This is a genomic window from Halomonas sp. TG39a, assembly GCF_000744395.1.
In the GTDB taxonomy this organism is placed as follows: Bacteria; Pseudomonadota; Gammaproteobacteria; order Pseudomonadales; family Halomonadaceae; genus Vreelandella; species Vreelandella ventosae_B.
Genome location: NZ_JQLV01000001.1, coordinates 1,408,737 through 1,434,301, shown reverse-complemented (window position 1 = coordinate 1,434,301; position 25,565 = coordinate 1,408,737). Strand labels below are relative to the sequence as shown.

Below are 25,565 nucleotides of genomic sequence, written 5' to 3'. Positions count from 1 at the left end.
GCATTTAAGCTAACGTTGTCGCCTATCCCTACGGTGTCACCGGGGCGTCACCCAGAATGTCGCGATAAAACGCTTCAGCGGGGTAGTGAAACGGCACCGGGCCATCTGGTTCGCCATGAATAAACTGGCTAACCCGCGGATCTTGGTTAGTGTCCAACGTTTGCGGCGTGCCATGGGCGACCACCTGACCATCGGCAATTAAATAGAGGTAATCCGCAATGCTCAAGGTCTCTTTGATATCATGGGAGACCACCACGGAGGTTAGCTGCAGCGCTTGATTCAGGCGCTTGATGAGCTGCACCAACACACCCATAGAAATAGGATCCTGACCCACAAACGGCTCGTCATACAGAATCAGCTCCGGATCCAGCGCTACCGCACGGGCCAACGCCACCCGGCGAGCCATCCCCCCGGAAAGTTCCGCGGGCGTTAAGTGGCGCGCGCCGCGCAGTCCCACGGCCTGTAGCTTTAACAACACCAGATCGCGCACCATGGTGTCAGGCAAATCAGTATGCACGCGCAGCGGGAAAGCTACGTTCTCGAACACATCCAAATCGGAAAACAGTGCGCCACTCTGAAACAGCATTCCCATCCGCTTGCGCAGCGTAAATAGCGCCTTCCGGGATAGCCGATGAACATCCTGACCATCAATGAGGATGCGCCCGCTCTCCGGGGTCAACTGGCCACCAATCAGTTTCAACAGCGTTGTTTTACCGGTGCCGCTTGGCCCCATGATCGCCGTCACTTTACCCCGCGGTATAGTCATATTCACACCACGGAAAATCTCGTGATCGCCACGAGAGAAATAAAGGTCTTCAATTTCTATAAAGGGTGCATCAGTCATGGATCAGTTGACTCTTAACAAGGCGCAGCTAGGACTAATTATCATACCCTACTTGCTGCTACCGCAGTTAGAAAACAGTGTTTCTAAAACATTATCGAACATTGTACTATAACGCCACAAAACATTACGGCGCGAGCGGGCCTTCCTGTTGATTAATAACATCACTGGTGAGCTAATCCCTAGACTAGGCCAGCTTACCGCTCAAGCCACCAGGGATAACGAGCGCAATTACTGCCTATAAGCGGTGTCGAGATGTTATTCTTGGCGGTTACCACTTTTTATATTTTCAATCGTTAAGAGAAAACGCTATGCGCCAGCCTCTCGCTTCATCCAGCCTATTACGCGAAAGCGCACTGCGTACGCTGCAAATTGAGCAGGCAGCGATTGGCGGTCTCCAGGCTAAACTAGACGAAAGCTTTGACCGCGCCTGCGAATTAATCCTCGCCTGCCAAGGGCGGGTGGTGGTGACTGGCATGGGCAAGTCGGGGCATATTGCTGGCAAGCTGGCAGCAACGCTTGCCAGCACGGGCACACCGGCCTTTTTCGTTCACCCCGGTGAAGCCAGTCATGGCGATTTGGGCATGATCACCCGCGCTGATGTAGTACTGGCGCTCTCTAACTCGGGTGAAACGGCCGAAGTCACCGCCCTACTGCCGCTGCTTAAACGCTTGGGTACGCCACTGGTCAGCATGACGGGGCGTCCCCACTCGACGCTTGCCAAACACGCTGATGCACATCTTAACAGCGGCGTTGAGCGCGAAGCGTGCCCGCTCGATCTGGCCCCTACCAGCTCCACTACCGCCGCTCTCGCCCTAGGCGATGCACTGGCGGTGGCGTTACTGGAAGCCCGTGGATTTACCGCTGAAGATTTTGCCCTTTCCCACCCGGGTGGCAGTTTAGGCAAACGCCTGCTACTGCGCGTTAGAGACCTGATGCACGACGGCTCGCGCCTGCCCCAGGTCGCGCTGGGCAGCCCGCTGCGCGATGCGTTATTGGAGATTACCCGGCAAGGGCTTGGCTTTACCTGTGTGGTGGATAGCGATGGACGCCTCGCCGGAGTCTACACCGATGGCGACTTGCGCCGTACGCTGGATCAGTTTCACAACCTGCGCGATGTCCGCGTTGACGACGTTATGACCCGGCCAGGCAAACGCATCGGCCCCGACATCCTGGCGGCCGAAGCGGTACGCATTATGGAAGAGAGCCGGATTACCGCGCTAGCGGTGGTGGATGAACAACAGCGCCCTATTGGGGCTCTACATATGCACGACCTGCTCGCTAGCGGCGTTATTTAACCCATCACCGTTCTACGCCGACTGGTTTTAAAAATGACTGATATGGAGGCTCTATGACCCTACCTGCTGCGCTACTTGATCGACTCCGCCGCGTACGCCTATTGGCGCTGGATGTTGACGGCGTACTCACCGATGGCCGCCTCTACTTTCAGGCCGATGGAATCGAAATCAAAGCCTTCCATACCCAGGATGGCCATGGGCTAAAACTTCTCAAACGCGTGGGCGTGCATGTTGCGCTGATTACCGGCCGCGATTCACCTATGGTAAGTCAACGCGCTGCCGCTCTGGGTATCGACCATGTCCATCAAGGCTGTGAGGACAAACTGGCGACCCTGCGCGGGCTCTGCCAGCGCCTTGATATCGAGCTGGAGCAAGTGGCCTATTGCGGCGACGACCTGCCCGATCTAGCGGCGATTAAGCGCTGCGGCGTCGGCATTACGGTTCCTAACGCGCCGGATTATATGCACACCCACGCTGACTGGACCACCGAACGTCTGGGTGGCCACGGCGCCGTGCGTGAAATTTGCGACACGCTGCTTGAATCTCAAGGGCACTGGGGCGCGGTGCTTGACACCTATCTGCACGGTCGACCATAAATGTTGAAACGGCTTAACCTACGCCTCTGGCTCGGCGGGCTTGTTATCGCGCTAGGCGCGCTGTTGGTGTGGCTTGACCCAGGCGGGCCTCAAGATACCGCTATCGACCCTGAAGCACAGGCTCAGGAGCCAGGCCACGTACTCGAAAACGCTGAAATTACCCTGTTTGGTGATAACGGCAAGGTGTTGCAGTCGCTAAAAACGCCGCGCCTAATTCATACCCCTCAGCGAAGCGAAACCTGGACCGAAGAGCCCGAAGCCGTACTATACGACAGCGAAAACCGTCAGTGGCTGGCCAGCGCCGATGTCGGCACGCTCAATACCGCTACCCAAGCCCTGCTGCTGTCAGGTTCAGCTCGCCTGGTCGCGCCGGATGAAGGCTGGCAGCTAGACACCGAGCTATTGCATTATGATGGCCTAACTCAGCATGCCTGGAGTGAAACACCGGTAATGCTGCAGCAACCGCCCCAGCAAATGAGTGCCTCACGCATGGATGTGTGGCTTAACAATAGCCAGGTTCGGCTAACTGATAATGTGCGCGGCACGCACCCCCCGGCCACGCAACGCTAATAGGAATTGTCATGAAAGCACTTATTTACACAGCCCTTTTTGCGCTCGCGATGCCGCTACTGGCACTGGCCCAAACCTCACAACAGGCTCCGGTGGAAGTCGAAGCCGACCGTTTAGATCTCGACCAACGGGCGGGCACCGCCGTTTATACCGGGAATGTGGATATTCGTCAGGGCGAGATGCAGCTGCGCGGCGAGCGGGTAGAGATCGAACGCAACGCGGCTGGCGAACTCTCGACGGCAACAGCCACCGGCGAGCGCGCCTACCTGCGCCATCAAGCCGAAGGGCAAGATGGCCCGACGGAAGGTTGGGCGCGACGGATTATTTACCACGTCGCCGAGCGCCGCGTAGAGCTAATCGACCAAGCCGAACTGATCCAACAAGAAGATACCTTTAGCGGTGGGCGCCTTGAGTATTTTATTGACCGCGAAGTGATTCAAGCGCGCTCTGACGTTGACGGCAGTGAGCCCCAGCGCATTCGTATGACTATTCAGCCTGAACAATAGGGAGCCAAGCTGTGGCAACTGCTGACACTGCGCCGATCAAAACCCTGTATGCCCACCACCTGGCGAAAAGCTACAAGCGCCGCCGAGTGGTCAAAGACATCAATTTAGAGATCTCCCAAGGCAGCATTGTTGGCCTACTGGGCCCCAACGGCGCAGGTAAAACCACCTCGTTCTACATGATTGTCGGGCTGGTGAAATCCGATGCTGGCAAGGTCGGAATCGATGCGGTGGATTTAACCCGTGCGCCGATGCACGAGCGCGCAGCGGCGGGTATTGGCTACCTCCCCCAAGAGGCGTCTATTTTTCGCAAACTATCGGTTGCCGATAACATTATGGCGATACTCGAGACGCGCAAAGAACTTGACCGCACAGGACGCGAACAGCGCCTGGAAGCGCTACTCGAAGACTTTCATATCACCCACATCCGCGACAACCTTGGCATGAGCCTTTCGGGCGGTGAGCGCAGGCGTGTAGAAATTGCCCGCTCGCTGGCCACTGACCCTGCCTTTATTTTACTGGATGAGCCCTTTGCTGGCGTCGACCCTATTTCGGTAGGCGAGATCAAAACCATCATTCGTGCGCTGAAGCAACGTCATATTGGCGTACTGATCACCGATCACAACGTGCGTGAAACCCTCGATATTTGCGATATCGCCTATATCGTTGGTGATGGGCAAATCATTGCCAGCGGTTCACCCAGTGCCATTCTCGATAATCAGAAGGTCAGAGACGTATATCTGGGTGCTGATTTTCGCCTTTAAACTGATCAGCTATGCCTACAATCACCGCCTGCCCATAAACCTATTTTTTGGTTCTGTAAATAGCGCTCTGCAACAACTTTACTACCAATGGCATGCTTATTGCACTTGCACCAGACACTCACTCGCACTAGGGTGGAGCATTCTGATTAACGAGTGGTTCTCAGATGGTCATGAAAGCTTCTCTCCAACTGCGTATCGGCACACAGCTGACCATGACGCCCCAGTTGCAACAGGCGATTGCGCTGTTGCAACTCTCGACGCTGGACCTTCGTCAAGAAATTCAGCAGGCCCTAGATGCCAATCCCATGCTGGAGCAGGAAGATGAATTTGGTGAGCAGGCTGTCAGCGAGCCTAAGGAAGAAGAGTGGTCAGAGGGCATCCCCACTGAACTCTCAGTAGATAGCGACTGGTCAGATACCTATCAAGATATGGGTAGCCAGGGCGGCAGCAGCGAAGGCCCTGATTTTGAGCGTCAGGCAGCCGGGCAGAGCCTGCATGGGCACCTACTATGGCAGCTTGCCATGACCGACTTTAGCGCCCGCGAACAGCTTGTCGCAGAGAGCTTAATCGACGCGCTCGACGCCAACGGCTACTTAACCCAGCCGCTTAACGATATTCGTGAGGGCCTGCGTGCCCAGGGCATTGACGGGCTTAGCCAACGCGAGGTAGAAACCATTCTGCTCAAACTCCAGCAGTTTGAGCCAACCGGTATCTTTGCCCGCGACCTGCGTGAATGCCTGATGCTGCAGCTCGCCGCCCTGCCCGATGATACGCCGCTACTGGTTCCCGCCCGCCGCCTAGTGCGGCAGTTCCTCGAAGCGCTTGGTAAGGATGACATGCGCCTGCTAAAGCGCCGCCTGGGGCTCGATGACCAACAGCTGGCCGATGTTATCCTACTTATTCGCAGCCTCGACCCCCGCCCAGGCAGCGCCTACGGCGACACCGATGACAGCTATGTAACCCCCGACCTGGTCGTCCGCCACGACCACGAAGGCTGGCATTTAGAACTCAACCCAGAGGCCCTGCCACGGCTGCGCATTCAGCCCGACTACGCCAGTTTGATTAAGCGTGCGGACAAAAGCGATGACAACCAGTTTCTCAAAGAGCACCTACAGGAAGCGCGCTGGCTGATTAAGAGCCTCTCGAGCCGTAACGATACGCTGCTACGCGTGGGGCGCGAAATCATCACCCGCCAGATTGGCTTTTTAGAGCACGGCGAAGAAGCCATGAAACCGCTGATACTGGCCGATATTGCCGAAGCTGTGGAGATGCACGAATCGACGATTTCACGGGTCACGACGCAAAAATATATCCATACCCCCCGGGGCGTGTTCGAGCTCAAGTACTTTTTCTCAAGTCAGGTGAGCGGTCAAGATGGCGACAGTCACTCCAGCACCGCCATCCGCGCGCGACTCAAGAAATTGATTCAAGAGGAGCCACCCGGCAAGCCGCTCTCAGACAGCCGCCTAGTCACGCTATTAGGCGAAGGAGGGATTCAAGTAGCGCGGCGTACGGTGGCTAAATATCGCGAGGCCATGGGCATTCCTTCCTCCAGTGAGCGACGTCGTTTACGCTAGGTTCTGTCGACGTTGCAGCGAATCTCTCGACAAGGGCTTTGCAACGCGGCAAAAAGGGTTACAATCGAAGTACAGTCCGATGGATAAGGAGCACGTCAATGCAAGTAAATATCACTGGTCATCACGTAGAACTGACTGACGCCTTGCGTGACTATGTCAACGAAAAGCTTGAGCGTGTAGAGCGCCATTACGACAATATAACCACGGTGCAAGTCACCTTATCAGTGGAGAAAGAGCGCCAGCAGGCCGCTTGTACGCTGCACGCCGCAGGTGCTGACTTACATGCGGAAGCCCTCGACAGTGATATGTACGCCGCTATCGACGCCCTAGCGGATAAAATCGACCGTCAACTCGTTAAACACAAGGAAAAAGCACAAGCTCGCGCCCAAGGCGCAGGTGTGCGTTAATTCAATGACGTTGGAAACCATACTCCCCCCGGAGCGCGTTCTTTTTGACGTACCCGGGGGCAGCAAAAAAAGGGTGCTGGAGTTTTACAGCACCTTTATCGCGCAAAATATCCCCAGCCTGGACAGCCAAGAAGTGTTTAGCCGTCTAATCGGCCGCGAGCGCTTAGGCAGTACCGGTATCGGTAACGGCGTGGCTATTCCCCATGCGCGCAGCCCCCACTGCACCGCCCCTATCGCTGGTTTTTTAAAACTCTCAGAAGCGATTGATTTTGACGCTATCGACGGAGACCCGGTAGATCTGGTGTTTGTCCTGCTGGTACCTGAAGAAGCAGATGACACACACCTCTCTCTGCTCGGCCAAGTAGCGACCATCATGAATGATGCGGATACACGCCAGCAGCTGCGTAAAGCAGCCAGTCAGCGCGAGCTACTTGAGCTGATTACCGCCAAAATTCGTGAGCAATCCGCGGCCTAACGGTCTTCAAACCTGTTTTAAGGTTCGTTACGGCAGGTAATGTTTCGCTCACCACCCTCAACGCAGCTTGACCAAAGCAAAGAGAGACTCTATGCAACTGGTGATCATTAGCGGCCGCTCCGGGTCAGGCAAATCTATCGCTCTACAGGCGCTGGAGGACCTTGGCTATTATGCGATTGATAACCTCCCCGCTATGCTGCTGGGCTCGTTGGTGGACGAATTACGCGACCAGGGTGACCGCGCTCACTTGGCGGTCAGTATCGATGCCCGTAATTTGCCGGGAGCGCTGGAGCGCCTACCGTCTTTGTTAGAAGAGTTGCGCCAGCGTAAAATCGATTTTCAAGTTATTTACTTGACCACCGATGCCCGTATCCTGCTTGAGCGTTACTCCGCTACCCGGCGACGCCATCCGCTGACTCGGGATAGCGAGATGACCCTGGAAGAGGCGATCAATAAAGAAGAGGAGACGCTGGAGGATATTCGCGATCTAGCCGATCTATTGATCGATACATCTCGCTTATCGGTACACGATTTGCGCCGTCGCATTACCGACCAGGTAGCGCACCAGCGCCGCGATAAGCTAACGCTGACCCTTGAGTCGTTTGGTTATAAACGCGGCGTGCCGTTAGACGCTGATTTGGTCTTCGACGTGCGCTGTCTGCCGAACCCTTACTGGGACCCAACGCTACGCCAGTTCACCGGCCGCGACGCTGAGATTGTGGCTTTTTTGAGCGGCTATCCCATTGTTGACGCCATGAGCGACGACATTCTGGCTTGGCTAGAGCGTTGGCTACCCGCTTACCAGAATAGCCAACGCAGCTACATGACTATCGCGATTGGCTGCACCGGTGGCCAACACCGCTCGGTCTATATGGTCGAGAAGCTGGCAGAAAGGCTGGCCACCAGCATGGGCGACGTTCAATTACGCCACCGTGAGCTGGGGCTGCACTACACCTTAAGCGATCAGTCGGCGGCCCCTCTCCTCAGCGCTACTCCAAACAACGAGCGAGAAGAGACTTCTTAAGAGCGCCTATCCATTAATGACACCACTCGGCGAAAAGGAACCAGGGTGCCAGAAAGAATACTTACACTCACCAATCAACGCGGGCTACACGCGCGCGCAGCGACAAAACTGGTCAAATGCGGCCAACAGTTCTCGGCTAAAATACGTGTTTACAAACAGCAACAGGTTGCCGACGCCGCCAACATCATGTCGCTGCTGATGCTCGCCGCCCCTTGCGGTACCGAGCTAACGATCAGCGCCGAAGGTGATGACGCCGAACAGGCACTTGAAGCTATTCAAGCGCTGTTCGACGCGCGTTTCGAGGAAGATCAGTAGCCGCACTTGGCTATTTGGACTTAGTCACCGGCTACCGTCATGGCATCGATTAACCAGCTACCCGTGTGAACACTGCCACGGGTATCGGTGTCATCGCCGATACCGACTAGCCCAGCAAACATCCGCTCTAGATTACCGGCAATGGTGAACTCTTCGACCGGGTACTGCACCTTACCGTTTTCGACCCAAAAGCCTGCGGCACCGCGGGAGTAGTCGCCAGTCACACCGTTAACGCCTTGGCCCATCAGTTCAGTTACCCAAATCCCCCGCCCCATCTCCTGCAGCAGGCTTTCGCGTGATTGCAGCGGCGCCGCTAAACGCACATTACGTGCGCCACCGGCATTGCCCGTGGTTTGCATATCGAGACGACGAGCGCTGTAAGAAGAGAGCATATAGCTGGCAATGCTGCCCTGATCGATAAAGCGATTATTACGGGTTTGCACGCCCTCGCCATCAAACGGCGAGCTCGCCGTGGCACCGACCTCCATGGGACGCTCTTCTAAGCTAAACCAGTCGGGAAACAGCGGCGTGCCGAGCCGGTCGCACAAAAACGAGGCCTGCCGGTAGAGCGCGCCACCGGCCAAACCACTGAGAAGGTGGCCGATTAAGCCACTGGCCAGCGAGGGATCAAACAGTACCGGAAAAGTGCCCGTGGGCGGGCGTTTAGCACCGAGCCTGCGCAGCGTTCGCGCGGCGGCCTCGCGGCCCACTTCGGCAGGGTCTCGCAGTGCCTTGGGGTCGCGGGCAGAAGTGTAGTCGTAGTCGCGCTGCATACCGGCCGCGTCTTGGGCAATCAGCATGCACGAAAGAGAGTGACTACTGCCTTTTTGGGTACCTAAAAAACCGTGGCTATTGGCGTAAACGCGTACCCCTTCGCCGCTGGAGAGTGACGCGCCATCCGACTGAGAGATGCCCTCAACGTCGCTTCCCGCCTGCTCACAGGCAAGCGCCAGCTCAATCGCCTCATCCGTTGTCAGGGACCAGGGGTAGTGCACTTTTAAATCGGGCTGCTCGGTGGCCATCAACGATGCATCGGCCAGCCCAGCGGCAGGGTCTTCGCCGGTATAGCGGGCAATCGCCAGGGCTTTCTCCACGGCGGCCTGAATTGAGGCGCTGCTGGCGTCTGTGGACGAAGCACTGCCTTTACGCTGACCTACGTAAAGCGTGACGGCAATGCCCTGGTCACGGGATAACTCAACCGTTTCAACTTCGCCCAGGCGCACGCTGACACCGATGCCCTGGTCTACACTTGCGCCCACCTCAGCAGCATCTGCGCCCAAGCGCTTGGCCAGCGCTAGCGCTTCTTCGGCACGCGCGGTCAATAACGACTGCTGCGCGGATGCATTAAATGCCTGTGCCATATGGCCTCCTTTTTCAACCGCATGTCTCTCAAGCGAATGTCTTTCAAGAGAGTGTCTTCGGCGAATCAATGTTGTACTCGCAGCTGGTATAATGCCGCTACGAATCTTGTCTGTGAGTCACACTATGCGTAAGCAACGTCCCGATACCGTCTCAAGTACTAATGAAGTAGAAGAGCAGGAAGAACGCCCTAGCAAGTCGCAACTCAAACGCGAAATGCATGCCTTACAGGCACTTGGGGAAACCTTAATCGCCATGCGACCGGCGGAACGCGCCCGATTCCCCCTCTCTGACGATATGCTGCGCGCTATCGAGGAAACCTCGCGCATCCGTTCCCATGAAGGTCGCCGCCGCCATATGCAGTATGTCGGTAAGCTAATCCGTAAAGAGGATCTCACCGCCATTCAAGGCGTATTCGATTCCATCGACCAGGAGCAGGAGCAGCGCGACCACGCGTTCCACCGACTGGAAAAATGGCGGGAACGCTTAATTGACGAGGGCGATCCTGCTGTCGACCTGTTTATGGCGGAGCACCCCGATGCCGATCGCCAGACCCTGCGTCAATTGATTCGCAACGCCCAGCGGGAACGCGAGCAGGGCAAACCGCCGACCAGCTCGCGCAAGCTATTCAAACACCTGCGCGAAACGCTCGCTCTTTAAAGGCGGCTCATTAAGACTGCGTGCCGCCGACGGTCAGCTCATCCAATTTCAGGGTGGGCTGGCCGACACCCACCGGTACGCCCTGCCCCTCTTTACCACACACGCCAATACCGGTATCCAGCGCCATATCGTGGCCAATCATGGAGACCCGCTGCATCGCTTCTGGCCCGTTACCAATCAAGGTGGCCCCTTTTACCGGCGCCGTCACCTTACCATCTTCAATCAGGTAGGCTTCGCTGGCGGAGAACACGAATTTACCCGAGGTGATATCCACCTGACCGCCGCCAAAGCTGACCGCATAAATACCGCGCTTAACGCTTTTGATAATATCGCTGGGCTCATCTTGGCCCGCAAGCATAACGGTATTGGTCATACGCGGCATCGGCAGGTGAGCAAAGGATTCTCGCCGCGCGTTGCCTGTGGGTGCCATGCCCATTAAGCGAGCATTTAGCTTGTCCTGCATATAGCCGGTCAAAATGCCGTCTTCGATAAGCGGCGTGTATTGCCCCGGCGTGCCCTCGTCATCCACGCTCATGGAGCCACGGCAATCCGATAAAGTTGCATCATCAACAATCGTTACGCCTTTAGCGGCCACGCGCTCGCCCATCTTGCCTGCAAAGGCGGAGCTGCCCTTACGGTTGAAATCGCCTTCAAGGCCATGCCCCACTGCTTCGTGGAGCAAAATACCCGGCCACCCAGACGCCAGCACTACGGGCATTTGACCCGCGGGCGCATCGACGGCTTCCAGATTAACCAGCGCCTGACGCACCGCTTCTTTGGCGTACTGCTCGGCGACTTGATCATCGCGCAGCTTAGCCATGGAATAACGGCCACCACCGCCTGCGCTGCCGCGCTCACGGCGACCATTCTTAACCGCAATAACGCTGACATTAAAGCGTACCAGGGGGCGAATATCGGCAGCCAGAGTGCCGTCGCTGGCCCGCACCAACACCACTTCATAAGTACCCGACAGAGAAGCGCTCACTTGGCTAATGCTCGGATCAGCCGCACGCGCCACACGGTCAGCCTGTTTGAGCATGGCCACTTTCTCTTCGGCGCTTAGCCCGGCTAAGGGATCAATCCCTGCATAGCGCGACATAGCGGAAACGGGCCGAACCAATTGCCCAGGTAAACGTTGACCGCTGCGCACAATACCTGCCGCGGTGCGGCCAGTGTCCATTAGCGCATCGGCCGTAATTTGGTTGGAGTAGGCAAAGCCGGTTTTTTCACCGGCCAGTGAGCGCACGCCGACACCGCCGTCAATATTGTAGCTGGCCTCTTTCACCTCACTATCTTCCAGCACCCAGCCCTCTTGCCAAGTACGCTGAAAATAGAGATCCGCGTAGTCAATGCCCGCGCCCATGGCGTAGCCCAACCCCGTTTCCAGAGCCTCTAAATCGAGTCCTCCAGGGGTCAACAGAATGGCAGCAGCCGTATCTACATCACTTTTATATGCGGTCATTGGGGGCCTTCTAAAGTAACCTGCGGCGAGGTCCAAGGGCCTCGCACGCGATAATGGAGTGTTGTGGCACGATCTAAAGCGTCGCCAAACATCTGGTCAGCAAGGAACAGCGCGCCGCCCACGATGGGCGCGCCAACGGCGATCGCCGCGATCGGTAAACTTTGCGTCACTGGTAGTGTGACGCCAAGCCGCTGGTCAAGTTCACGCGACACCAGGTCGACACTGCCGGTAAGCGTTAGGGTGGTGGCCGGCGCATCAATTTGCAATGGCCCGCGTAGCGTCAGCAACCCACCGGTAACGTCGGCGGTGCCCTGGACACGATCAAATGCCGTGCCCCGGCCGGTAACGTCAGAAAAATCCAGGCGCAGACGACGTAAAATATTATCGAAATTAAGCAAGCCGATTAAACGCGCAGGCGCCGATTCCAGGGTAACAAAACGGCCATCGCGAATGTCGGTACTGATAGTGCCATCCGAGCGGCTTAGCTCCAACTGCCAGGGAGCTCCCGGCCAATCAAGCGAGGCGGCCACATCGGTACTACGGCTGCGCATGGCCACCGGTTGGTCAAGACGTTCAAGGGCGGTCCCAATGTCGCCCCCCTGAATGGTAATGTCCGCACGAGTATGACTGGAAACAGCGTCCCCTTCCCAGTAAAGCTCGCCTCGCGCAGAGAGCTGGCCCAGGGTTAAGCCAACGGGGGTAAGCGAAAAACGCTCACCGTCGGTTTTCCAATAGGCCGTCAAGGGACCAAAACGACGCGGCCCCATCGCAATTTCGGCTAAACGCAATCGCCCATTGGGCACATCGGCTAGCCAGTCAGGAATGGCCAACGGCGCCTGACGCTGCGTTTCGACCGATCCCATCCAGGAGTCTGGCATCGGTGCATCGCTGTCATGCTCAACATTGGCTAACGCCAGCAAGCGATCAAGCGCCAGCGCTTCAATGGCCATATCTAAAGGTTGTGATGATTGAGCATCGTAGTTTACACGCCCGGTGACCAGGTTACCGCTTAGGCCCAAATCGATCAGGCCAGCGTTAATGCCTCCAGATGCGTTTAGAGAGCCTAAACACTCGCCTTGGTAAACCACGCAGGGGGTGGTTAACGAGACCGCCAGCGGCGTTTGAGTGCCTGCGCTTGACTCCCCGGGTGCCCCACCAGCCATTAGCGGTGCAATCGCCCGCTGCCACGCTAGCGGGTCAAGCCTTGGCACGGCAGCGTTAAGGCTAAACCCAGGTTGGGTGGGCCAGCCGGGCAGACGCTCCGCTTGGCTGCCTAAATTTAGCGACCCGGCAAACTCGCCATTACGCTGCTGAATTCGGGCTGCGACGATATCGGCCAGCTGTGTTTCAAGCCGTTTGGCATCTAAATCAGCGGTCAAAGTCCAGGGCCAGGGCTGCTGTGGAGATTTGGCAAACGGTTCGGGCAGGTGGCTAGTAACACCGAGCAAGCGGCTCTCAAGGCGAAGGGTGGGCGTCGGGACTATGCTGACAAGGCCCTGCCACTCTATCGGCCCTTCTAAGGGCAGACGTCCTTGGCTACTGTCTAACCCGGCAAGCCCGAACAGCGCCGCGGTAGCGACACTCCCTTGCAGTTGTATGCCGTCGCTTTGAGTATCAATATCAGCGTTGATAGCCCCCCCCAGCAACTGCCCTTTAGCCTCGCCGACGAGCCCCGAACTCTCCCCATCTTGAAGCCAGGCGAGATCCCCCTCAACCGATTGAAGACGTAAGTCGAGCGGTTGATAAACCACTTCCGAGAAGCGCGGCTGAGCATTAATTTCCAGCTGCAGCGCCTCAGGGTTTGCCAATGGCAATGACAGCGCAATATCGCCGTTAACATCCCCCGTCACGCGCAAATCACTTAGTTGGGAAAGGTCGACCTCAGGCATCGCCTGTAAAAATGATATAAGCGCTGGCCCATCCGAGATTAACTGCCCCGAAAGGTTGAGCGTCTCATCCTCCATCACCACCTCGCCCTCTGAAGCCGTAACACCATGGCTCTGGGCGTTATCAATTTCAGCCTCTAACACCCTGTTTTGCCACTTCAGTCGCCCCTCGACATCGTCAAGGCGTGGCCAGCCTGGCGCGATCGGCAAATGCCCTTGCGTCACCGCCAAGGCAAGCGTTGCTGTAAAGTCTTGGGCAGTCGCCCCTTCGCCTAACGGCTGGCTTAGCTGCAGCGAGCCTTCGCTGACGTAACCACCCATATCATTAAGCAGCCATTCGCGCAGCTCATCGTCCATCACGCTGAGCGGCAACCACTGGGCAAGCGGACGCTCAAGAGCATCCACGTCGCTAAAAGTTAGGTCTAAACCAAAATGACCACGCTGATTGCCGGTCACCAAACCGAAGCCACCCGCTATCTGGGCACCGTCCCAGTCGACGCTTAGCCGCTTGCCACTCACCATGGTATTGGGGCCGTCATATACCCACTCCACTTCCCCTTCAGCACGCCGTAGCTGCATGGGAGCGGCAAAAAACTCAGGAAAGTAGAGGGTGCTATCGCCGTTGCTGCTAAACAGCACGCGGCCGCGGAAATCCCGCGCCTGCACCCAGGCATCCAGCGGGCCACCGCCCGGCGCCTGCTGCCACGGTGAAACCTCTACGCCGGTTAGCGCCGCGTCCACCCCCCAGTGGCCATCCTGCTGCCCCACGTGTAACCCTTCGACTTGCCCGCGGGGGGCCAGGGTTTGCAATACCCGGGTGACGGATTCAGGGAGCAATACGTAGTCACGCCAAGCAGTCAGCGAGGCGAGCTCAAAGGCACTGGTGCGCACTTCCCACTGCCCAGGCTGGTGGGTGGCGTGCCAGTGGCGTGGCAAGGCAGGCCCGACGCTGCCACCGGGGGGCTGCGCCCACTCTACACTGTCGGCATCACCGCTTAGCCACGCTTCACCGCCGTCGCCGTCGCGCTGCCATAAACCGTTAGCCTTGATGTCCCTTAACACCGCGTACTGAACCTGATGGCGTAGCGTCAACTGGGGAACATCGACAGCAATGCGAGACTCCTCAAGGCGTCCGGCGCTCCAGCGCCCCCACAGCCGCGCACTGCCGCCGGCTTGCTCTAAATAAGCGGCATGATCCGGCCGGAACATATCCGCCAAGACGACTAACTGATCAAGCTGAACATCCAGTTGCAACGCTGCCGAAAAATCGCTGAAGCCCCGTCGGCCGGGCTGCATTTCGACCTTCATTTCAACCGCGGGCAGATCCACCTCGCGCGCCTGCTGTAGCGATTCTGCGATATTGATAGCGCCTTCCAGCCGTGTCCGCCGCTCATCGCCGGTCAGCAGCAGTGTCTGCGCATGGAGCATCACGGTGTCTTGCTTGCCGTGCAGCACCACGCGGGTGTCATCCACCCAGAGACGTTGACGCAAAATCAAGCCTGCCCAATTATCAATCGTGGCCAGATCCACGTCTGGCTCCGCCGCCATCAATAGCGGTAACTCTGCGGGCTCAGGCCACTGCAAAGACGCCCCCGAGCCTTGATAAAGATGAAACTGGGTACCGCTGATGCGTGCGTCGCTAAAAATCGGCGCCATGTTGACAAGCGACGCCCAGGTATCCAAACGTAGCCCCGCATGCTCCAGGGAAAACAGCGCTTGGCCATCCGGGGTTTCCGCGTTTACGCCATCAAGGCGTAATAGAAGATCGCTCCGGGCGAGCGAAAGCGATAGCCGCTCGATGGTGACCGGCACGCCAATGCGCGCCTCTAGCAGCGCTTCAATACGTGGGGTTAGGGCATCGGATTGGCTAATCGCCAAGCGCAGCAGCAACAGCAGCACAGCCGTGCTGCCCAGTAGCCAGGCTGCGATCAGCAAACTCCAACGCACCAGCGAACGCGTTAGCATGGTTACATCAGCACAATATCGTACTGCTCTTGGGAGTAGTGCTGTTCAACCTGAAAGCGGATGGTTTTATTGATAAACGTCTCCAGGTCAGCCACCGCGGCTGACTCTTCATCCAATAAACGATCAACGACAGGTTGTGATGCAAGCACCATGTAGGTTTCAGCACTATAGGCGCGCTCTTCGCGCAGTATCTCACGAAAGATTTCGTAGCAGACGGTTTCTGGCGTTTTAAGCGTGCCCCGCCCACTGCAGGTGGGGCACGCTTCACACATCGTTTGCTCTAGGCTCTCCCGGGTGCGTTTCCGGGTAAGCTGAACAAGGCCAAGCTCGGTAACGCCGGTACACTTGGTTTTGGCATGATCACGCTCTAAGGCTTTTTCCAATACCCGCAACACCTGACGCTGATGCTCAACATCGACCATATCGATAAAGTCGATAATGATAATGCCGCCCAGATTGCGCAACCGAAGCTGGCGGGCAATGGCCGTAGCTGCTTCAAGGTTGGTTTTGAAAATAGTCTCTTCAAGGTTGCGGTGACCAACATAGCCCCCGGTATTGACATCAATGGTGGTCATTGCCTCAGTGGGGTCAATCACCAGATAGCCACCGGATTTCAGCTGTACCTTGCGCCCCAAGGCTTTTTGGATCTCATCTTCGACGCTGTAGAGATCAAAGATGGGCCGCTCGCCGGGGTAGTATTCAATCCGCTCCACCGCGTCGGGCATAAACTCTTCGGCAAACTCCACCAGCTTGACGAAGTTTTCCCGCGAATCGATGCGCACTTTTTCGATATCGTCGCGCATTACGTCGCGCAGGGTACGCATAAAGAGCGGCAAATCATCGTAAATCACGCTTTGCGGCGTCGCGGTCACTTTACGCTCGCTAACCTTACGCCACAGCCGCAGCAGAAAGTGCATATCGCCTTTTAGCTCTTCGTCACCCACGCCTTCCGCGGCCGTACGAACAATAAAGCCCCCCGTCACTTCCAGCGTCTGCTCCGCCACGCTATTATCCAGCAGAGCTTTTAACCGTTCGCGTTCGCGCTCATCCTCAATACGCTGCGAAACGCCGTGATGCGGCGAATCGGGCATATAGACCAGATAGCGAGAAGGGATCGACAGGTGCGTGGTTAAGCGCGCCCCTTTGCTACCGATAGGGTCTTTGGTCGCTTGTACCACTAACGCCTGGCCCTCATGGAGTAACTGGCCGATGGTCTGCTGCTCATCGAGCGGTGTGCCGGGTGGCATCACTTCGTGGGCGTGAATAAACGCTGCCCGATCTAAGCCAATATCAACAAAAGCAGCCTGCATGCCAGGCAGTACACGAACCACTTTGCCTTTGTAGATATTGCCCACGATGCCACGCCGACGGGAACGCTCGATCAGTGCCTCTTGCAAAACGCCATTTTCAACCAGCGCGACGCGGGTTTCCATTGGCGTTAAATTGATGAGAACTTCACCGCTCATGCAAAATTCCTTGTTGGTTGACGTATTCCTTGCCAGCGATACAGGTGCTCGATACCTTCAATCCAAAGGTGTCAGACACGCTGCCAGATAGGAACTCCCTGTCGGCATAGCAAGTGCGTCGTCTCAAACAGCGGTAGCCCTACCACTGCCGAGTGACTGCCTTGAATCTGTTTTACAAATATGGATGCCAATCCCTGTATGGCGTAACCACCGGCCTTATCAGCAGGTTCACCGGTACACCAGTAGGCAGCAATTTCATCGGCGCTTATCTCACGCATCGTCACCTGAGTGGCCACACAGCAAGAGAGCATCCCCGCCGGCCCACTCACTGCCACGGCGGTAAGCACCTGATGGCACCGACCCGAAAGCAGCCCCAGCATTTCAGCGCCCTCCCCTGCATTCGCCGGTTTACCTAGAATACGCCCATCGACCACCACTGCGGTATCTGAACCTAGCGTAGGCAGGTCAGTGAATGGCACTGCCGCCTCAGCTTTGGCCATCGCTAAGCGCTGTACATAGGCTTGAGCCGACTCACCGACCAGCGGCGTCTCATCAATATCACAGGGATACACCTTGACCGGCACCCCAATAGAAGCCAGCAAGGCCCGACGGCGTGGAGAAGCAGACGCTAAGCACAAAACAGGCGTCGTCATGAAGCCGCCAACCGGCGCTCTAACGCCTGGAACATCGTCGCCAGCCACGGCCATAGCAATGCACTGATCAGCGCGGGAATCAAAAACGCTAAATGAATTGAAAAATCACCCACGATAGTGCGCAGCCACTGGGCGACTAGCTGCATCAAGCCCAACAGTACCAGCACCAGTGCCGACTGCTGTACCAGCGAATAGGCCCGAAAACGGGGGTAGACCAGAGCACACAAAAACGCCAACAGCGCATAGATAAGCGCATGCTGCCCCAACACGGTGCCTTCAATTAAATCCATCAAAATACCCAGTACAAAGCCGTGAAAAACACCCACTCTGTCGGGAGTACGCATACACCAGTAGATCAGCATCAACCCCAGCCACTCAGGGCGATATACCTGCCAGCCATCGGCTAGCGGCATAACTTGCAAGCAGAGGGCTAGGATGAGACTAAACCAAATAACCACTAATGGAACAATCGGTGCTCGCGGCATCAGGGCACCTCTGGAGATGATGCATTTTGTGCGGGAAGCGCTTCTTCAGGACTGGCGAGCTGAAGAGAGGAGCGCAATGCCTCTGCCGAGATATCCAGCGTATCATCCCAGGCACTCTCTTCCACTTCCTCTCGCAGAGGTGGGAAAAGCAACAAGAAGTGACGTGAACGCTGCAACTGCGCCATGGGTTCGGCCGTTACGCGCGCAAATGGCTGGCCTGGATCGTGGTACACCTCAGTAACGCGCGCCACGGGGTAACCCGGAGGAAAGCGCCCAGCCAAGCCCGATGTGGTCAACAAATCACCTTCGCGAATATCCGCCGTATCAGGCACGTGCATCACATTAACGCTACTGTAACGCCCCGCCCCCTGGACAATAAAGCGCAGCCCATTGCGGTTTAACTGAACCGGCAAGGCGTGACTGGCATCGGCCAATAGCAGCACACGGCTGGAGTAAGCAGAGACTGCGGTAATTTGCCCCACCAATCCAGAAGCATCGATGACCGGCTGACCTACATAGGCGCCGTTACGATGGCCACGGTTAACCACCATCTGATGACTAAAGGGGTCATTATCCAGCGACAGCAGCTCAGCCGTGATATAGGGAATATCACGCCGCTTCGCCGCCTTCAGCAAATCGCGCAGTTCGCTGTTTTCCGCCGTCAGGTTGGCCATCCGCTGACCACGATGGGAAAGGGTGAGAATCTGCTCACGCAGGCGGCGGTTCTCATCCACCAGCGCCTGTTGATCAGAGAGCGCAAGCGACCCCCAGTTCAACAGGTCGCTAGGCACACTAACGACCCATTGAATAGGAGCAACGACCATCGACATCTGCGCACGGACTTGCTCCATACGCGTGAAGTTCTGGTCGACAAACATCAATGCACTGGCAGCCAGGACACAAAAAAACAGCCGGTAGCCCGGCAGTGGCCCGTGCGAAAACAGCGGTTTAATAGGCAATCCCCCCGCAATTAACCGCTGCGATTAGTCGCTCGACAGCAACTCAAAGGTGTGCTGATCAATCATTTCCAGCGCTTTACCACCGCCGCGAGCAACGCAGGTCAACGGATCTTCGGCAACGATCACCGGCAGACCTGTCTCTTCAGCAATCAGCTTGTCCAGATCGCGCAACAGCGCACCACCGCCCGTTAACACCAAGCCTCGCTCGGCGATATCAGACGCCAATTCAGGCGGTGACTGTTCAAGAGCGCTCTTAATCGCGGCCACGATAGACCCCAAGGTTTCTTGCAGCGCTTCCAGGGTTTCGTGGGAGTTGAGCGTAAAGCTACGTGGAATGCCTTCGGCCAGATTGCGCCCGCGCACGTCAATTTCGCGCAGTTCGCCACCGGGGTAGGCGCAGCCAATTTCTTCCTTAATGCGCTCAGCCGTTGCCTCACCAATCAGGCTGCCGTAGTGACGACGCACGTAGGCGGTAATGGCTTCATCAAAGCGGTCGCCACCCACCCGAATAGATTCGGAGTAGACGACGCCGTTAAGTGAAATGATCGCGATCTCGGTGGTACCACCACCGATATCCACCACCATCGACCCCTGTGCTTCATCAACTGGAAGGCCTGCGCCAATCGCCGCCGCCATGGGTTCTTCAATCAAGAACACCTCGCGGGCACCGGCACCTTCTGCTGACTCACGAATCGCCCGACGCTCTACTTGCGTTGACATGCAAGGAACGCACACCAGCACACGCGGGCTGGGGGTCAAGAAGGTGCTTTGGTGAACTTTGCGAATAAAATGCTGGAGCATCTGTTCGGTGACGGTGAAGTCGGCAATAACGCCATCTTTCATCGGCCGAATCGCGGTAATATTACCCGGCGTGCGCCCCAGCATTCGCTTGGCATCGGTACCGACTGCCGCGACGCTGCGCATATTGCCAGACTGGCGGATAGCAACCACGGACGGCTCATCGAGCACGATACCGCGACCGCGTACATAAATCAGTGTGTTGGCCGTACCCAAGTCGATCGATAGATCGCTGGAAAACAGCCCCCTCAAACGTTTAAACATGGATGTTGTTACCTAGTGCAGACCGGGAACCCTGTGCGGATGCAAACGGTATCACCGCAACCCCCTGGCAGCAAGCACGAGTCGCGCCTAACACTGCCCGTTAAGGCCAAGATGTGGTACCTTTTGCGGCTATTTTCCACGTCTGCGACACAAGACGTATTTTTTGATATCGGTATGTATACCGCTTAAAGCGGATTATGTTCCATCACATTTACGAGGAAGACTCGATCATGGCGCTTGAAGAATCTCATGTGCGCCGGGCCGCTCACTTGGCCCGACTCGCCGTCAGCGATGACCAAGCCAGCGGCTTTGTAGACGACCTAAGCCGGATTCTGGACATGGTCGACCAGCTACAAAGCCTCGATACTGAAGGCGTTATGCCGCTCGCCCACCCGCTCGATGCGACCCAGCGACTGCGCGCCGATGAAGTAACGGAAACCAACCAGCGCGACACCTTTCAGCGCTGTGCTCCGGCAGTGGAAAATGGCCTGTATCTGGTGCCCCGCGTCGTTGAATAAACTCAGTGAACAAACACGCTGAGTAACGGCATACGAGCATTGGCAGCCACCACTATTGCCACTTTTTTTCTCCCCTGAACGGAGCTTCTGGGTCATGCATGAGAAAACCTTAACGCAACTCGCTGCCGCCTTGAAAAGCGGCGAGTTTTCCAGCCGCGAGCTGACCGCTCACTATTTACAGCGCATTGACAAGGCTGACGGCAAGCTGAACAGTTTTATCAGCGTGACCGCTGAGCAGGCGCTGAAACAGGCTGAAGTCGCCGACAACGCCAGAGCGGCGGGCAACGCCGGGCCGCTGGCGGGCATTCCTCTGGCGCTGAAAGATATTTTTTGCACTCAGGGTGTAAAAACCAGCTGCGGCTCGAAAATGCTGGATAATTTTATCGCCCCCTATAACGCCACCGTGGTTGAAAAGCTCAACGCAGCGGGCACGATCAGCCTGGGTAAAACCAATATGGATGAGTTCGCCATGGGCTCCTCCAACGAAAACAGCTACTACGGCCCGGTTAAGAACCCCTGGGATCTTCAAGCCGTGCCCGGCGGCAGCTCAGGCGGCAGCGCGGCCGCAGTGGCGGCAGGCTTGGTGCCTGCCGCCATGGGCACCGACACCGGCGGCTCTATTCGCCAACCGGCGGCGTTTTGTGGCATTACCGGCCTAAAGCCCACCTATGGTCGCGTCTCGCGCTTTGGCATCATTGCCTACGCCTCAAGCCTTGATCAGGCAGGTCCAATGGCGCGCAGCGCTGAAGATTGTGCCCACCTGTTAGGCGTTATTGCGGGTCACGATGGCCGCGACTCCACCAGCGTTGCCCGCGGCGTGCCCGACTATGTGGAAGGCCTAAACGCCCCGCTCTCAGGCCTTAAAATCGGTCTTCCCAAAGAATACTTTGGAGATGGTTTAGCCCCGGAAGTCGAAAAAGCCGTCCGCGAAGCAGTGAAAGTCTACGAGTCACTAGGCGCCACGGTGCGCGAAGTTAGCCTGCCGCATACCCACTATGCGATTCCGGCCTACTACGTCATCGCCCCCGCGGAGGCCTCGTCGAACCTGTCCCGCTACGACGGCGTGCGCTTTGGTCACCGCTGCGACAACCCCAGCGATTTGATTGACCTGTATACCCGCTCCCGTGCAGAGGGCTTTGGCGAAGAGGTCAAACGACGCATTCTCATCGGCACTCACACGCTCTCTGAAGGCTTCTTTGACGCCTACTACACCAAAGCCCAGCAGGTGCGCCGTTTGATCCGTCAGGACTTCCTGGACGCCTTTGAAGACGTCGATGTACTGATGGGCCCCGCTTCGCCTACGCCAGCCTTTGACCTGGGGGCCAAAAAAGACCCGGTGTCGATGTACCTGCAGGATATCTACACTATCGCGGTGAACCTGGCGGGCATTCCCGGCATCAGCGTACCGGCAGGGTTTGCCGGTGGCCGCCCCGTCGGCCTCCAGATTCTGGGCACCCACTTTGCCGAAGCGCAGCTGCTTAACGTCGCACACCAGTTTCAGCAAGCGACCGACTGGCACTTACAACGTCCTGCCTTTGCCGAGGAGTACGCCTAATGCAATGGGAAACCGTGATTGGGCTTGAAGTCCACGTTCAGCTCGCAACGCGTTCAAAAATATTCTCCGGTGCCTCCACGGCGTTTGGCGCTGAGCCAAACACCCAGGCCTGCGCAGTGGATTTAGGCCTACCCGGCGTGCTGCCAGTACTCAATGAGCAGGCCGTGGCCATGGCCGTGCAGTTTGGCCTGGCAGTGCATGCGGATATCGCCGAAGTCTCGGTGTTTGACCGGAAAAACTACTTCTACCCCGACTTGCCCAAGGGTTATCAAACCAGCCAGATGTACCACCCCATCGTCGGCCCTGGCGACGTTGAGATTACCCTGGAGGATGGCAGCACCAAGCGTATCCGCATCCACCATGCTCACCTGGAAGAGGATGCCGGCAAGTCACTGCATGAAGATTTTCACGGCATGACCGGTATCGACTTAAATCGGGCGGGCACGCCGCTGCTGGAGATTGTCTCTGAGCCGGATATGCGCAATGCCAAGGAAGCCGCGGCGTACCTCAAGGCGATTCACTCCATCGTGACCTACCTGGGCATTTCCGACGGCAATATGGCGGAAGGCTCCATGCGTTGCGACGTTAACGTCTCGGTACGCCCCAAAGGTCAGGAAGCCTTTGGCACCCGTGCAGAAATTAAAAACGTTAACTCATTCCGGTTTGTCGAACGTGCGATTGCCTTTGAGGTTGAGCGCCAGATTGAACTGATCGAAGATGGCGGCAGCGTGGTTCAAGAGACCCGCCTGTTCGACCCTGACCGTGATGAAACCCGCAGCATGCGCACCAAGGAGGAGGCCAACGACTACCGCTACTTCCCCTGTCCTGACCTACTGCCGGTGGTGCTTGACCAAGCCTACCTGGATCACCTGCGTGGCCAGTTGCCCGAACTGCCTGCGGATAAGCGCGAGCGCTTCCAGAATGCGCTGGGGCTGTCTGCTTATGACGCCAACGTCATCTCCGCCAGCCGCGATATGGCCGAATTTTTTGAAGCCGTACATAGCGAGTGTGGCGATGCCAAGCAAGCAGCCAACTGGGTTCAGGGTGAGCTTTCCGGGGCACTTAACCGCGAAAACCTAAGCATTGCCAATAGCCCGATTTCTGCCCGCCAGCTAGGCGAGCTGATCAGCCGCGTGTTGGATGACACCATTAACGGCAAAGCCGCAAAAGAGGTCTTCCAGGCATTGTGGAATGGCCAGGGTGAAAGCGCTGATGAGGTGATTGACGCCAAAGGTCTCAAGCAGGTGACTGACACCGGCGCTATTGAAGCAATGATTGATCAAGTGATTGCCGACAGCCCCGCCCAGGTCGCCCAGTACCGCGACTCGGAGCCGGAAAAACGCGGCAAGATGATTGGCTACTTTGTGGGTCAGGTGATGAAAGCATCACGGGGCACCGCCAACCCCCAGCAGGTTAACGGCTTGCTAAAAGAGAAGCTCGACGCGTTGTTGTAACAGGGAGACGATCCGAACAACTCTTCGCGGTGGCGCTGTGAACCCCTCCCTGGGCGCTACTTTCGCCATCCCTGGCGAAAGACCCCCGCTACGAGCTGATTCGGATCTGAAAGCTTGCAAATACTAGCGGCTGCATTGGCAGCCGCTTTTTTTGGCATTTAAGGTTCTTAAAGCTGGCTGGGCTGGGTAAAGCGCTTCAACTGTGCACACCCCGCCGCCCATACGTCAGCCTCAAGCTCGGCGATAGCGGCGGTAGGGAAGCCAACTCCCTGGGCTGGGCTACCCTCGACTAATAATCCGGCCAACTCTCCCACCAGCGGCATATGGCTGACCAGCATAATTGGCGCGCCCTCAGGCTGCTCAAGTAGCCAGTCGCTTACTGCACCGGGGGAATCATCCGGGGTAATAAAATCAAGCGTCTCAAGTGATGTTTTCAGCGCGTCACAGAGCGTTTGCGCGGTCTGCTGCGCGCGGGCATAGGGGCTGGCATAAACCCTCGGCACTGGCAACTCACCCGCAGCAATACGCTCGGCCAGCCAGCGCGCCATTTTTTCGGCTTCCAGCTCGCCGTGAGGCGTCAACCGGCGCGCCTGGTCGGGATACCCCGGCGCGGCCTCGCCGTGGCGCATCATTAGCATATCAGGCATGCCAGCCTCCATTTTCTCTATGCGCCTGCTGCACCGCTTCACGGGGCAGAATAAACTCTACGTCACTGCTCTGCTCACCCATCATTAAGGTACGCGCCATATCCTGGGCAGGTACGCCGTCAAACAGCACGTGATTAAGGCCCTCAGCAAGCGGCATGTAAACGCCCATTTCACTCGCTTTAGCGCATACCAGCTTAACGGTATTCACCCCTTCTGCGACTTGACCAAGCGCATCAACCGCTTCTTCCAGCGTGCGGCCTTCCCCCATGGCGTAGCCGACCCGGTAATTGCGCGACAGGTTAGACGAGCAGGTAACAATCAAATCCCCCACCCCCGCTAGACCTAAAAAGGTCATCGGGTTAGCCCCCTGGGCGACGGCAAAGCGGCTCATTTCCGCTAAAGCGCGGGTCATCAGCATGCTGCGGGTGTTTTCCCCCATGCCCAGCGCTGCCGCCATACCGGCAGCAATGGCATAAATATTCTTCAGCGCACCACCCAGCTCAACGCCGTGGCGGTCATCGCTGGCGTAAACGCGGAAATAGCGGCAGCCCAATGCCTGCTGAACCCGAGTGCGGGTTAACGGATCTGCACTGGCAATCACCGTGGCGGTTAGCTGTTTATCGGCGATTTCAGAGGCCAGATTGGGGCCAGCAATCACGCCAATATGGCTAAAGCCCGTCTCCTGCTCAAGCACTTGGCTCATCAGCAGAAACCCATCCTGCTCAATTCCCTTAGTCGTACTGACCAGGATCTGCTCGGGCCTCAGCCATGCTTTCGCAGCTTGCACGACGCTGCGAAAAGCCTTGGAGGGAATCGCGATCAGCACTAGCTCGGCGTCGGCCAGCACGGCTTGAAGGTCGGTTGAGGCCTCCATGGCCGGATTCATTGCGTAATGCGGCAGATAACGTCCGTTACGGTGCTCTTGGTTGATTTGCGTGACCAGCGTTTCATCACGCATCCACTGGCGAACACGGGCGCCGTTGTCAGCGGCAATACTCGCCAGCGCCGTACCAAAACTACCGCCCCCCAGCACCGCTACGTTGATTTGCTGCTCAGCCATAATA

Annotated in this window: 25 protein-coding genes; 14 read left to right on the top strand and 11 right to left on the bottom strand. The window is 57.1% G+C overall.

Going from position 1 to position 25,565, the window contains the following annotated elements; genetic code table 11:
• Positions 1–28: 28 nt before the first annotated feature.
• Complete coding sequence (locus U738_RS06225) at positions 29–844, bottom strand: ABC transporter ATP-binding protein (protein ID WP_035578362.1); 816 nt, start codon at positions 842–844, stop codon at positions 29–31.
• A 308-nt stretch (positions 845–1,152) separates the two neighbouring features.
• On the opposite strand from U738_RS06225, the gene U738_RS06220 reads away from it, so the two are divergent.
• The 10 genes from U738_RS06220 (at position 1,153) to U738_RS06175 (ending at position 8,370) form a co-directional block, all read left to right on the top strand.
• Positions 1,153–2,139: a KpsF/GutQ family sugar-phosphate isomerase gene (locus U738_RS06220; RefSeq protein WP_035578360.1), complete on the top strand. Its 987-nt coding sequence runs from the start codon at positions 1,153–1,155 to the stop codon at positions 2,137–2,139.
• Positions 2,140–2,192: 53 nt separating this feature from the next.
• On the top strand, positions 2,193–2,735 hold the full coding sequence (locus U738_RS06215) for a KdsC family phosphatase (RefSeq protein WP_035578357.1): 543 nt from the start codon (positions 2,193–2,195) through the stop codon (positions 2,733–2,735).
• Positions 2,736–3,305: an LPS export ABC transporter periplasmic protein LptC gene (gene lptC / locus U738_RS06210; protein ID WP_035578355.1), complete on the top strand. Its 570-nt coding sequence runs from the start codon at positions 2,736–2,738 to the stop codon at positions 3,303–3,305.
• A gap of 11 nt (positions 3,306–3,316) precedes the next feature.
• Positions 3,317–3,811, top strand: coding sequence for a lipopolysaccharide transport periplasmic protein LptA (gene lptA / locus U738_RS06205; protein WP_035578352.1), 495 nt, complete (start codon positions 3,317–3,319; stop codon positions 3,809–3,811).
• Between the two features lie 11 nt (positions 3,812–3,822).
• Positions 3,823–4,572, top strand: a complete 750-nt coding sequence (gene lptB / locus U738_RS06200) for an LPS export ABC transporter ATP-binding protein (protein ID WP_081899043.1) — start codon at positions 3,823–3,825, stop codon at positions 4,570–4,572.
• 164 nt (positions 4,573–4,736) lie between these two features.
• Entirely contained in the window at positions 4,737–6,149 is a 1,413-nt protein-coding gene (locus tag U738_RS06195) for an RNA polymerase factor sigma-54 (protein WP_035578349.1), read from the top strand.
• Between the two features lie 98 nt (positions 6,150–6,247).
• Complete coding sequence (gene hpf / locus U738_RS06190) at positions 6,248–6,556, top strand: ribosome hibernation-promoting factor, HPF/YfiA family (RefSeq protein ID WP_007114683.1); 309 nt, start codon at positions 6,248–6,250, stop codon at positions 6,554–6,556.
• 4 nt (positions 6,557–6,560) lie between these two features.
• Complete coding sequence (locus tag U738_RS06185; RefSeq protein WP_035578346.1) at positions 6,561–7,031, top strand: PTS sugar transporter subunit IIA; 471 nt, start codon at positions 6,561–6,563, stop codon at positions 7,029–7,031.
• Positions 7,032–7,122: 91 nt separating this feature from the next.
• The gene (rapZ, locus tag U738_RS06180; protein ID WP_035578343.1) at positions 7,123–8,055 is read left to right on the top strand and encodes an RNase adapter RapZ; all 933 of its coding nucleotides are present in this window, start codon (positions 7,123–7,125) and stop codon (positions 8,053–8,055) included.
• Positions 8,056–8,100: 45 nt separating this feature from the next.
• On the top strand, positions 8,101–8,370 hold the full coding sequence (locus tag U738_RS06175; protein ID WP_035578341.1) for an HPr family phosphocarrier protein: 270 nt from the start codon (positions 8,101–8,103) through the stop codon (positions 8,368–8,370).
• 20 nt (positions 8,371–8,390) lie between these two features.
• On the opposite strand, the gene pmbA is transcribed toward U738_RS06175, so the two are convergent.
• Positions 8,391–9,731: a metalloprotease PmbA gene (gene pmbA, locus U738_RS06170; protein WP_035578338.1), complete on the bottom strand. Its 1,341-nt coding sequence runs from the start codon at positions 9,729–9,731 to the stop codon at positions 8,391–8,393.
• A gap of 124 nt (positions 9,732–9,855) precedes the next feature.
• Here pmbA and yjgA point away from each other — a divergent pair, with 124 nt between their 5' ends.
• Positions 9,856–10,389 (top strand): ribosome biogenesis factor YjgA, encoded by a 534-nt coding sequence (gene yjgA / locus U738_RS06165; RefSeq protein ID WP_035578335.1) that lies wholly within the window; start codon positions 9,856–9,858, stop codon positions 10,387–10,389.
• A 10-nt stretch (positions 10,390–10,399) separates the two neighbouring features.
• On the opposite strand, the gene tldD is transcribed toward yjgA, so the two are convergent.
• From tldD to U738_RS06130, 7 genes are all read right to left on the bottom strand, one after another.
• A complete protein-coding gene (gene tldD / locus U738_RS06160) occupies positions 10,400–11,851 on the bottom strand; it encodes a metalloprotease TldD (RefSeq protein ID WP_035578332.1) in 1,452 nt (483 codons plus the stop codon).
• Positions 11,848–15,702, bottom strand: a complete 3,855-nt coding sequence (locus U738_RS06155; RefSeq protein ID WP_035578330.1) for a YhdP family phospholipid transporter — start codon at positions 15,700–15,702, stop codon at positions 11,848–11,850. The genes tldD and U738_RS06155 overlap by 4 nt, the downstream gene beginning before the upstream one ends.
• A gap of 2 nt (positions 15,703–15,704) precedes the next feature.
• Positions 15,705–17,168, bottom strand: coding sequence for a ribonuclease G (gene rng, locus U738_RS06150; RefSeq protein ID WP_035578327.1), 1,464 nt, complete (start codon positions 17,166–17,168; stop codon positions 15,705–15,707).
• Positions 17,169–17,239: 71 nt separating this feature from the next.
• Entirely contained in the window at positions 17,240–17,821 is a 582-nt protein-coding gene (locus tag U738_RS06145) for a Maf family protein (RefSeq protein WP_035578324.1), read from the bottom strand.
• On the bottom strand, positions 17,818–18,306 hold the full coding sequence (gene mreD, locus U738_RS06140) for a rod shape-determining protein MreD (RefSeq protein ID WP_035578321.1): 489 nt from the start codon (positions 18,304–18,306) through the stop codon (positions 17,818–17,820). The genes U738_RS06145 and mreD overlap by 4 nt, the downstream gene beginning before the upstream one ends.
• Positions 18,306–19,265, bottom strand: coding sequence for a rod shape-determining protein MreC (mreC, locus tag U738_RS06135; protein ID WP_035578319.1), 960 nt, complete (start codon positions 19,263–19,265; stop codon positions 18,306–18,308). Before mreC ends, mreD begins: the two co-directional genes overlap by 1 nt.
• A 24-nt stretch (positions 19,266–19,289) precedes the next feature.
• A complete protein-coding gene (locus U738_RS06130) occupies positions 19,290–20,327 on the bottom strand; it encodes a rod shape-determining protein (protein ID WP_007114671.1) in 1,038 nt (345 codons plus the stop codon).
• A gap of 230 nt (positions 20,328–20,557) precedes the next feature.
• On the opposite strand from U738_RS06130, the gene gatC reads away from it, so the two are divergent.
• The 3 genes from gatC (at position 20,558) to gatB (ending at position 23,854) form a co-directional block, all read left to right on the top strand.
• On the top strand, positions 20,558–20,845 hold the full coding sequence (gatC, locus tag U738_RS06125) for an Asp-tRNA(Asn)/Glu-tRNA(Gln) amidotransferase subunit GatC (protein WP_035583239.1): 288 nt from the start codon (positions 20,558–20,560) through the stop codon (positions 20,843–20,845).
• A 94-nt stretch (positions 20,846–20,939) separates the two neighbouring features.
• Positions 20,940–22,400 carry an Asp-tRNA(Asn)/Glu-tRNA(Gln) amidotransferase subunit GatA gene (gene gatA / locus U738_RS06120; RefSeq protein ID WP_035578317.1) on the top strand — a complete coding sequence of 487 codons (1,461 nt, stop codon included), beginning with the start codon at positions 20,940–20,942 and terminating at the stop codon, positions 22,398–22,400.
• Positions 22,400–23,854 (top strand): Asp-tRNA(Asn)/Glu-tRNA(Gln) amidotransferase subunit GatB, encoded by a 1,455-nt coding sequence (gatB, locus tag U738_RS06115; RefSeq protein ID WP_035578314.1) that lies wholly within the window; start codon positions 22,400–22,402, stop codon positions 23,852–23,854. Before gatA ends, gatB begins: the two co-directional genes overlap by 1 nt.
• A gap of 167 nt (positions 23,855–24,021) precedes the next feature.
• Here gatB and sixA read toward each other — a convergent pair whose 3' ends face one another.
• Together sixA and U738_RS06105 are read right to left on the bottom strand one after the other, a co-directional pair.
• Positions 24,022–24,501 (bottom strand): phosphohistidine phosphatase SixA, encoded by a 480-nt coding sequence (gene sixA / locus U738_RS06110; RefSeq protein WP_035578311.1) that lies wholly within the window; start codon positions 24,499–24,501, stop codon positions 24,022–24,024.
• Positions 24,494–25,561 carry an NAD(P)H-dependent glycerol-3-phosphate dehydrogenase gene (locus U738_RS06105; protein ID WP_035578308.1) on the bottom strand — a complete coding sequence of 356 codons (1,068 nt, stop codon included), beginning with the start codon at positions 25,559–25,561 and terminating at the stop codon, positions 24,494–24,496. The genes sixA and U738_RS06105 overlap by 8 nt, the downstream gene beginning before the upstream one ends.
• Positions 25,562–25,565 lie beyond the last annotated feature (4 nt).

Coding starts and splice junctions, on each gene's coding strand:
- yjgA (WP_035578335.1), top strand. CDS start 9,856: ATGCGTAAGCAACGTCCCGATACCGTCTCAAGTACTAATGAAGTAGAA.
- rapZ (WP_035578343.1), top strand. CDS start 7,123: ATGCAACTGGTGATCATTAGCGGCCGCTCCGGGTCAGGCAAATCTATC.
- U738_RS06145 (WP_035578324.1), bottom strand. CDS start 17,821: ATGACGACGCCTGTTTTGTGCTTAGCGTCTGCTTCTCCACGCCGTCGG.
- U738_RS06215 (WP_035578357.1), top strand. CDS start 2,193: ATGACCCTACCTGCTGCGCTACTTGATCGACTCCGCCGCGTACGCCTA.
- gatC (WP_035583239.1), top strand. CDS start 20,558: ATGGCGCTTGAAGAATCTCATGTGCGCCGGGCCGCTCACTTGGCCCGA.
- sixA (WP_035578311.1), bottom strand. CDS start 24,501: ATGCCTGATATGCTAATGATGCGCCACGGCGAGGCCGCGCCGGGGTAT.
- U738_RS06195 (WP_035578349.1), top strand. CDS start 4,737: ATGGTCATGAAAGCTTCTCTCCAACTGCGTATCGGCACACAGCTGACC.
- gatB (WP_035578314.1), top strand. CDS start 22,400: ATGCAATGGGAAACCGTGATTGGGCTTGAAGTCCACGTTCAGCTCGCA.
- rng (WP_035578327.1), bottom strand. CDS start 17,168: ATGAGCGGTGAAGTTCTCATCAATTTAACGCCAATGGAAACCCGCGTC.
- mreD (WP_035578321.1), bottom strand. CDS start 18,306: ATGCCGCGAGCACCGATTGTTCCATTAGTGGTTATTTGGTTTAGTCTC.
- U738_RS06185 (WP_035578346.1), top strand. CDS start 6,561: ATGACGTTGGAAACCATACTCCCCCCGGAGCGCGTTCTTTTTGACGTA.
- U738_RS06220 (WP_035578360.1), top strand. CDS start 1,153: ATGCGCCAGCCTCTCGCTTCATCCAGCCTATTACGCGAAAGCGCACTG.
- U738_RS06105 (WP_035578308.1), bottom strand. CDS start 25,561: ATGGCTGAGCAGCAAATCAACGTAGCGGTGCTGGGGGGCGGTAGTTTT.
- gatA (WP_035578317.1), top strand. CDS start 20,940: ATGCATGAGAAAACCTTAACGCAACTCGCTGCCGCCTTGAAAAGCGGC.
- lptA (WP_035578352.1), top strand. CDS start 3,317: ATGAAAGCACTTATTTACACAGCCCTTTTTGCGCTCGCGATGCCGCTA.
- U738_RS06130 (WP_007114671.1), bottom strand. CDS start 20,327: ATGTTTAAACGTTTGAGGGGGCTGTTTTCCAGCGATCTATCGATCGAC.
- pmbA (WP_035578338.1), bottom strand. CDS start 9,731: ATGGCACAGGCATTTAATGCATCCGCGCAGCAGTCGTTATTGACCGCG.
- hpf (WP_007114683.1), top strand. CDS start 6,248: ATGCAAGTAAATATCACTGGTCATCACGTAGAACTGACTGACGCCTTG.
- lptC (WP_035578355.1), top strand. CDS start 2,736: ATGTTGAAACGGCTTAACCTACGCCTCTGGCTCGGCGGGCTTGTTATC.
- U738_RS06225 (WP_035578362.1), bottom strand. CDS start 844: ATGACTGATGCACCCTTTATAGAAATTGAAGACCTTTATTTCTCTCGT.
- tldD (WP_035578332.1), bottom strand. CDS start 11,851: ATGACCGCATATAAAAGTGATGTAGATACGGCTGCTGCCATTCTGTTG.
- U738_RS06155 (WP_035578330.1), bottom strand. CDS start 15,702: ATGCTAACGCGTTCGCTGGTGCGTTGGAGTTTGCTGATCGCAGCCTGG.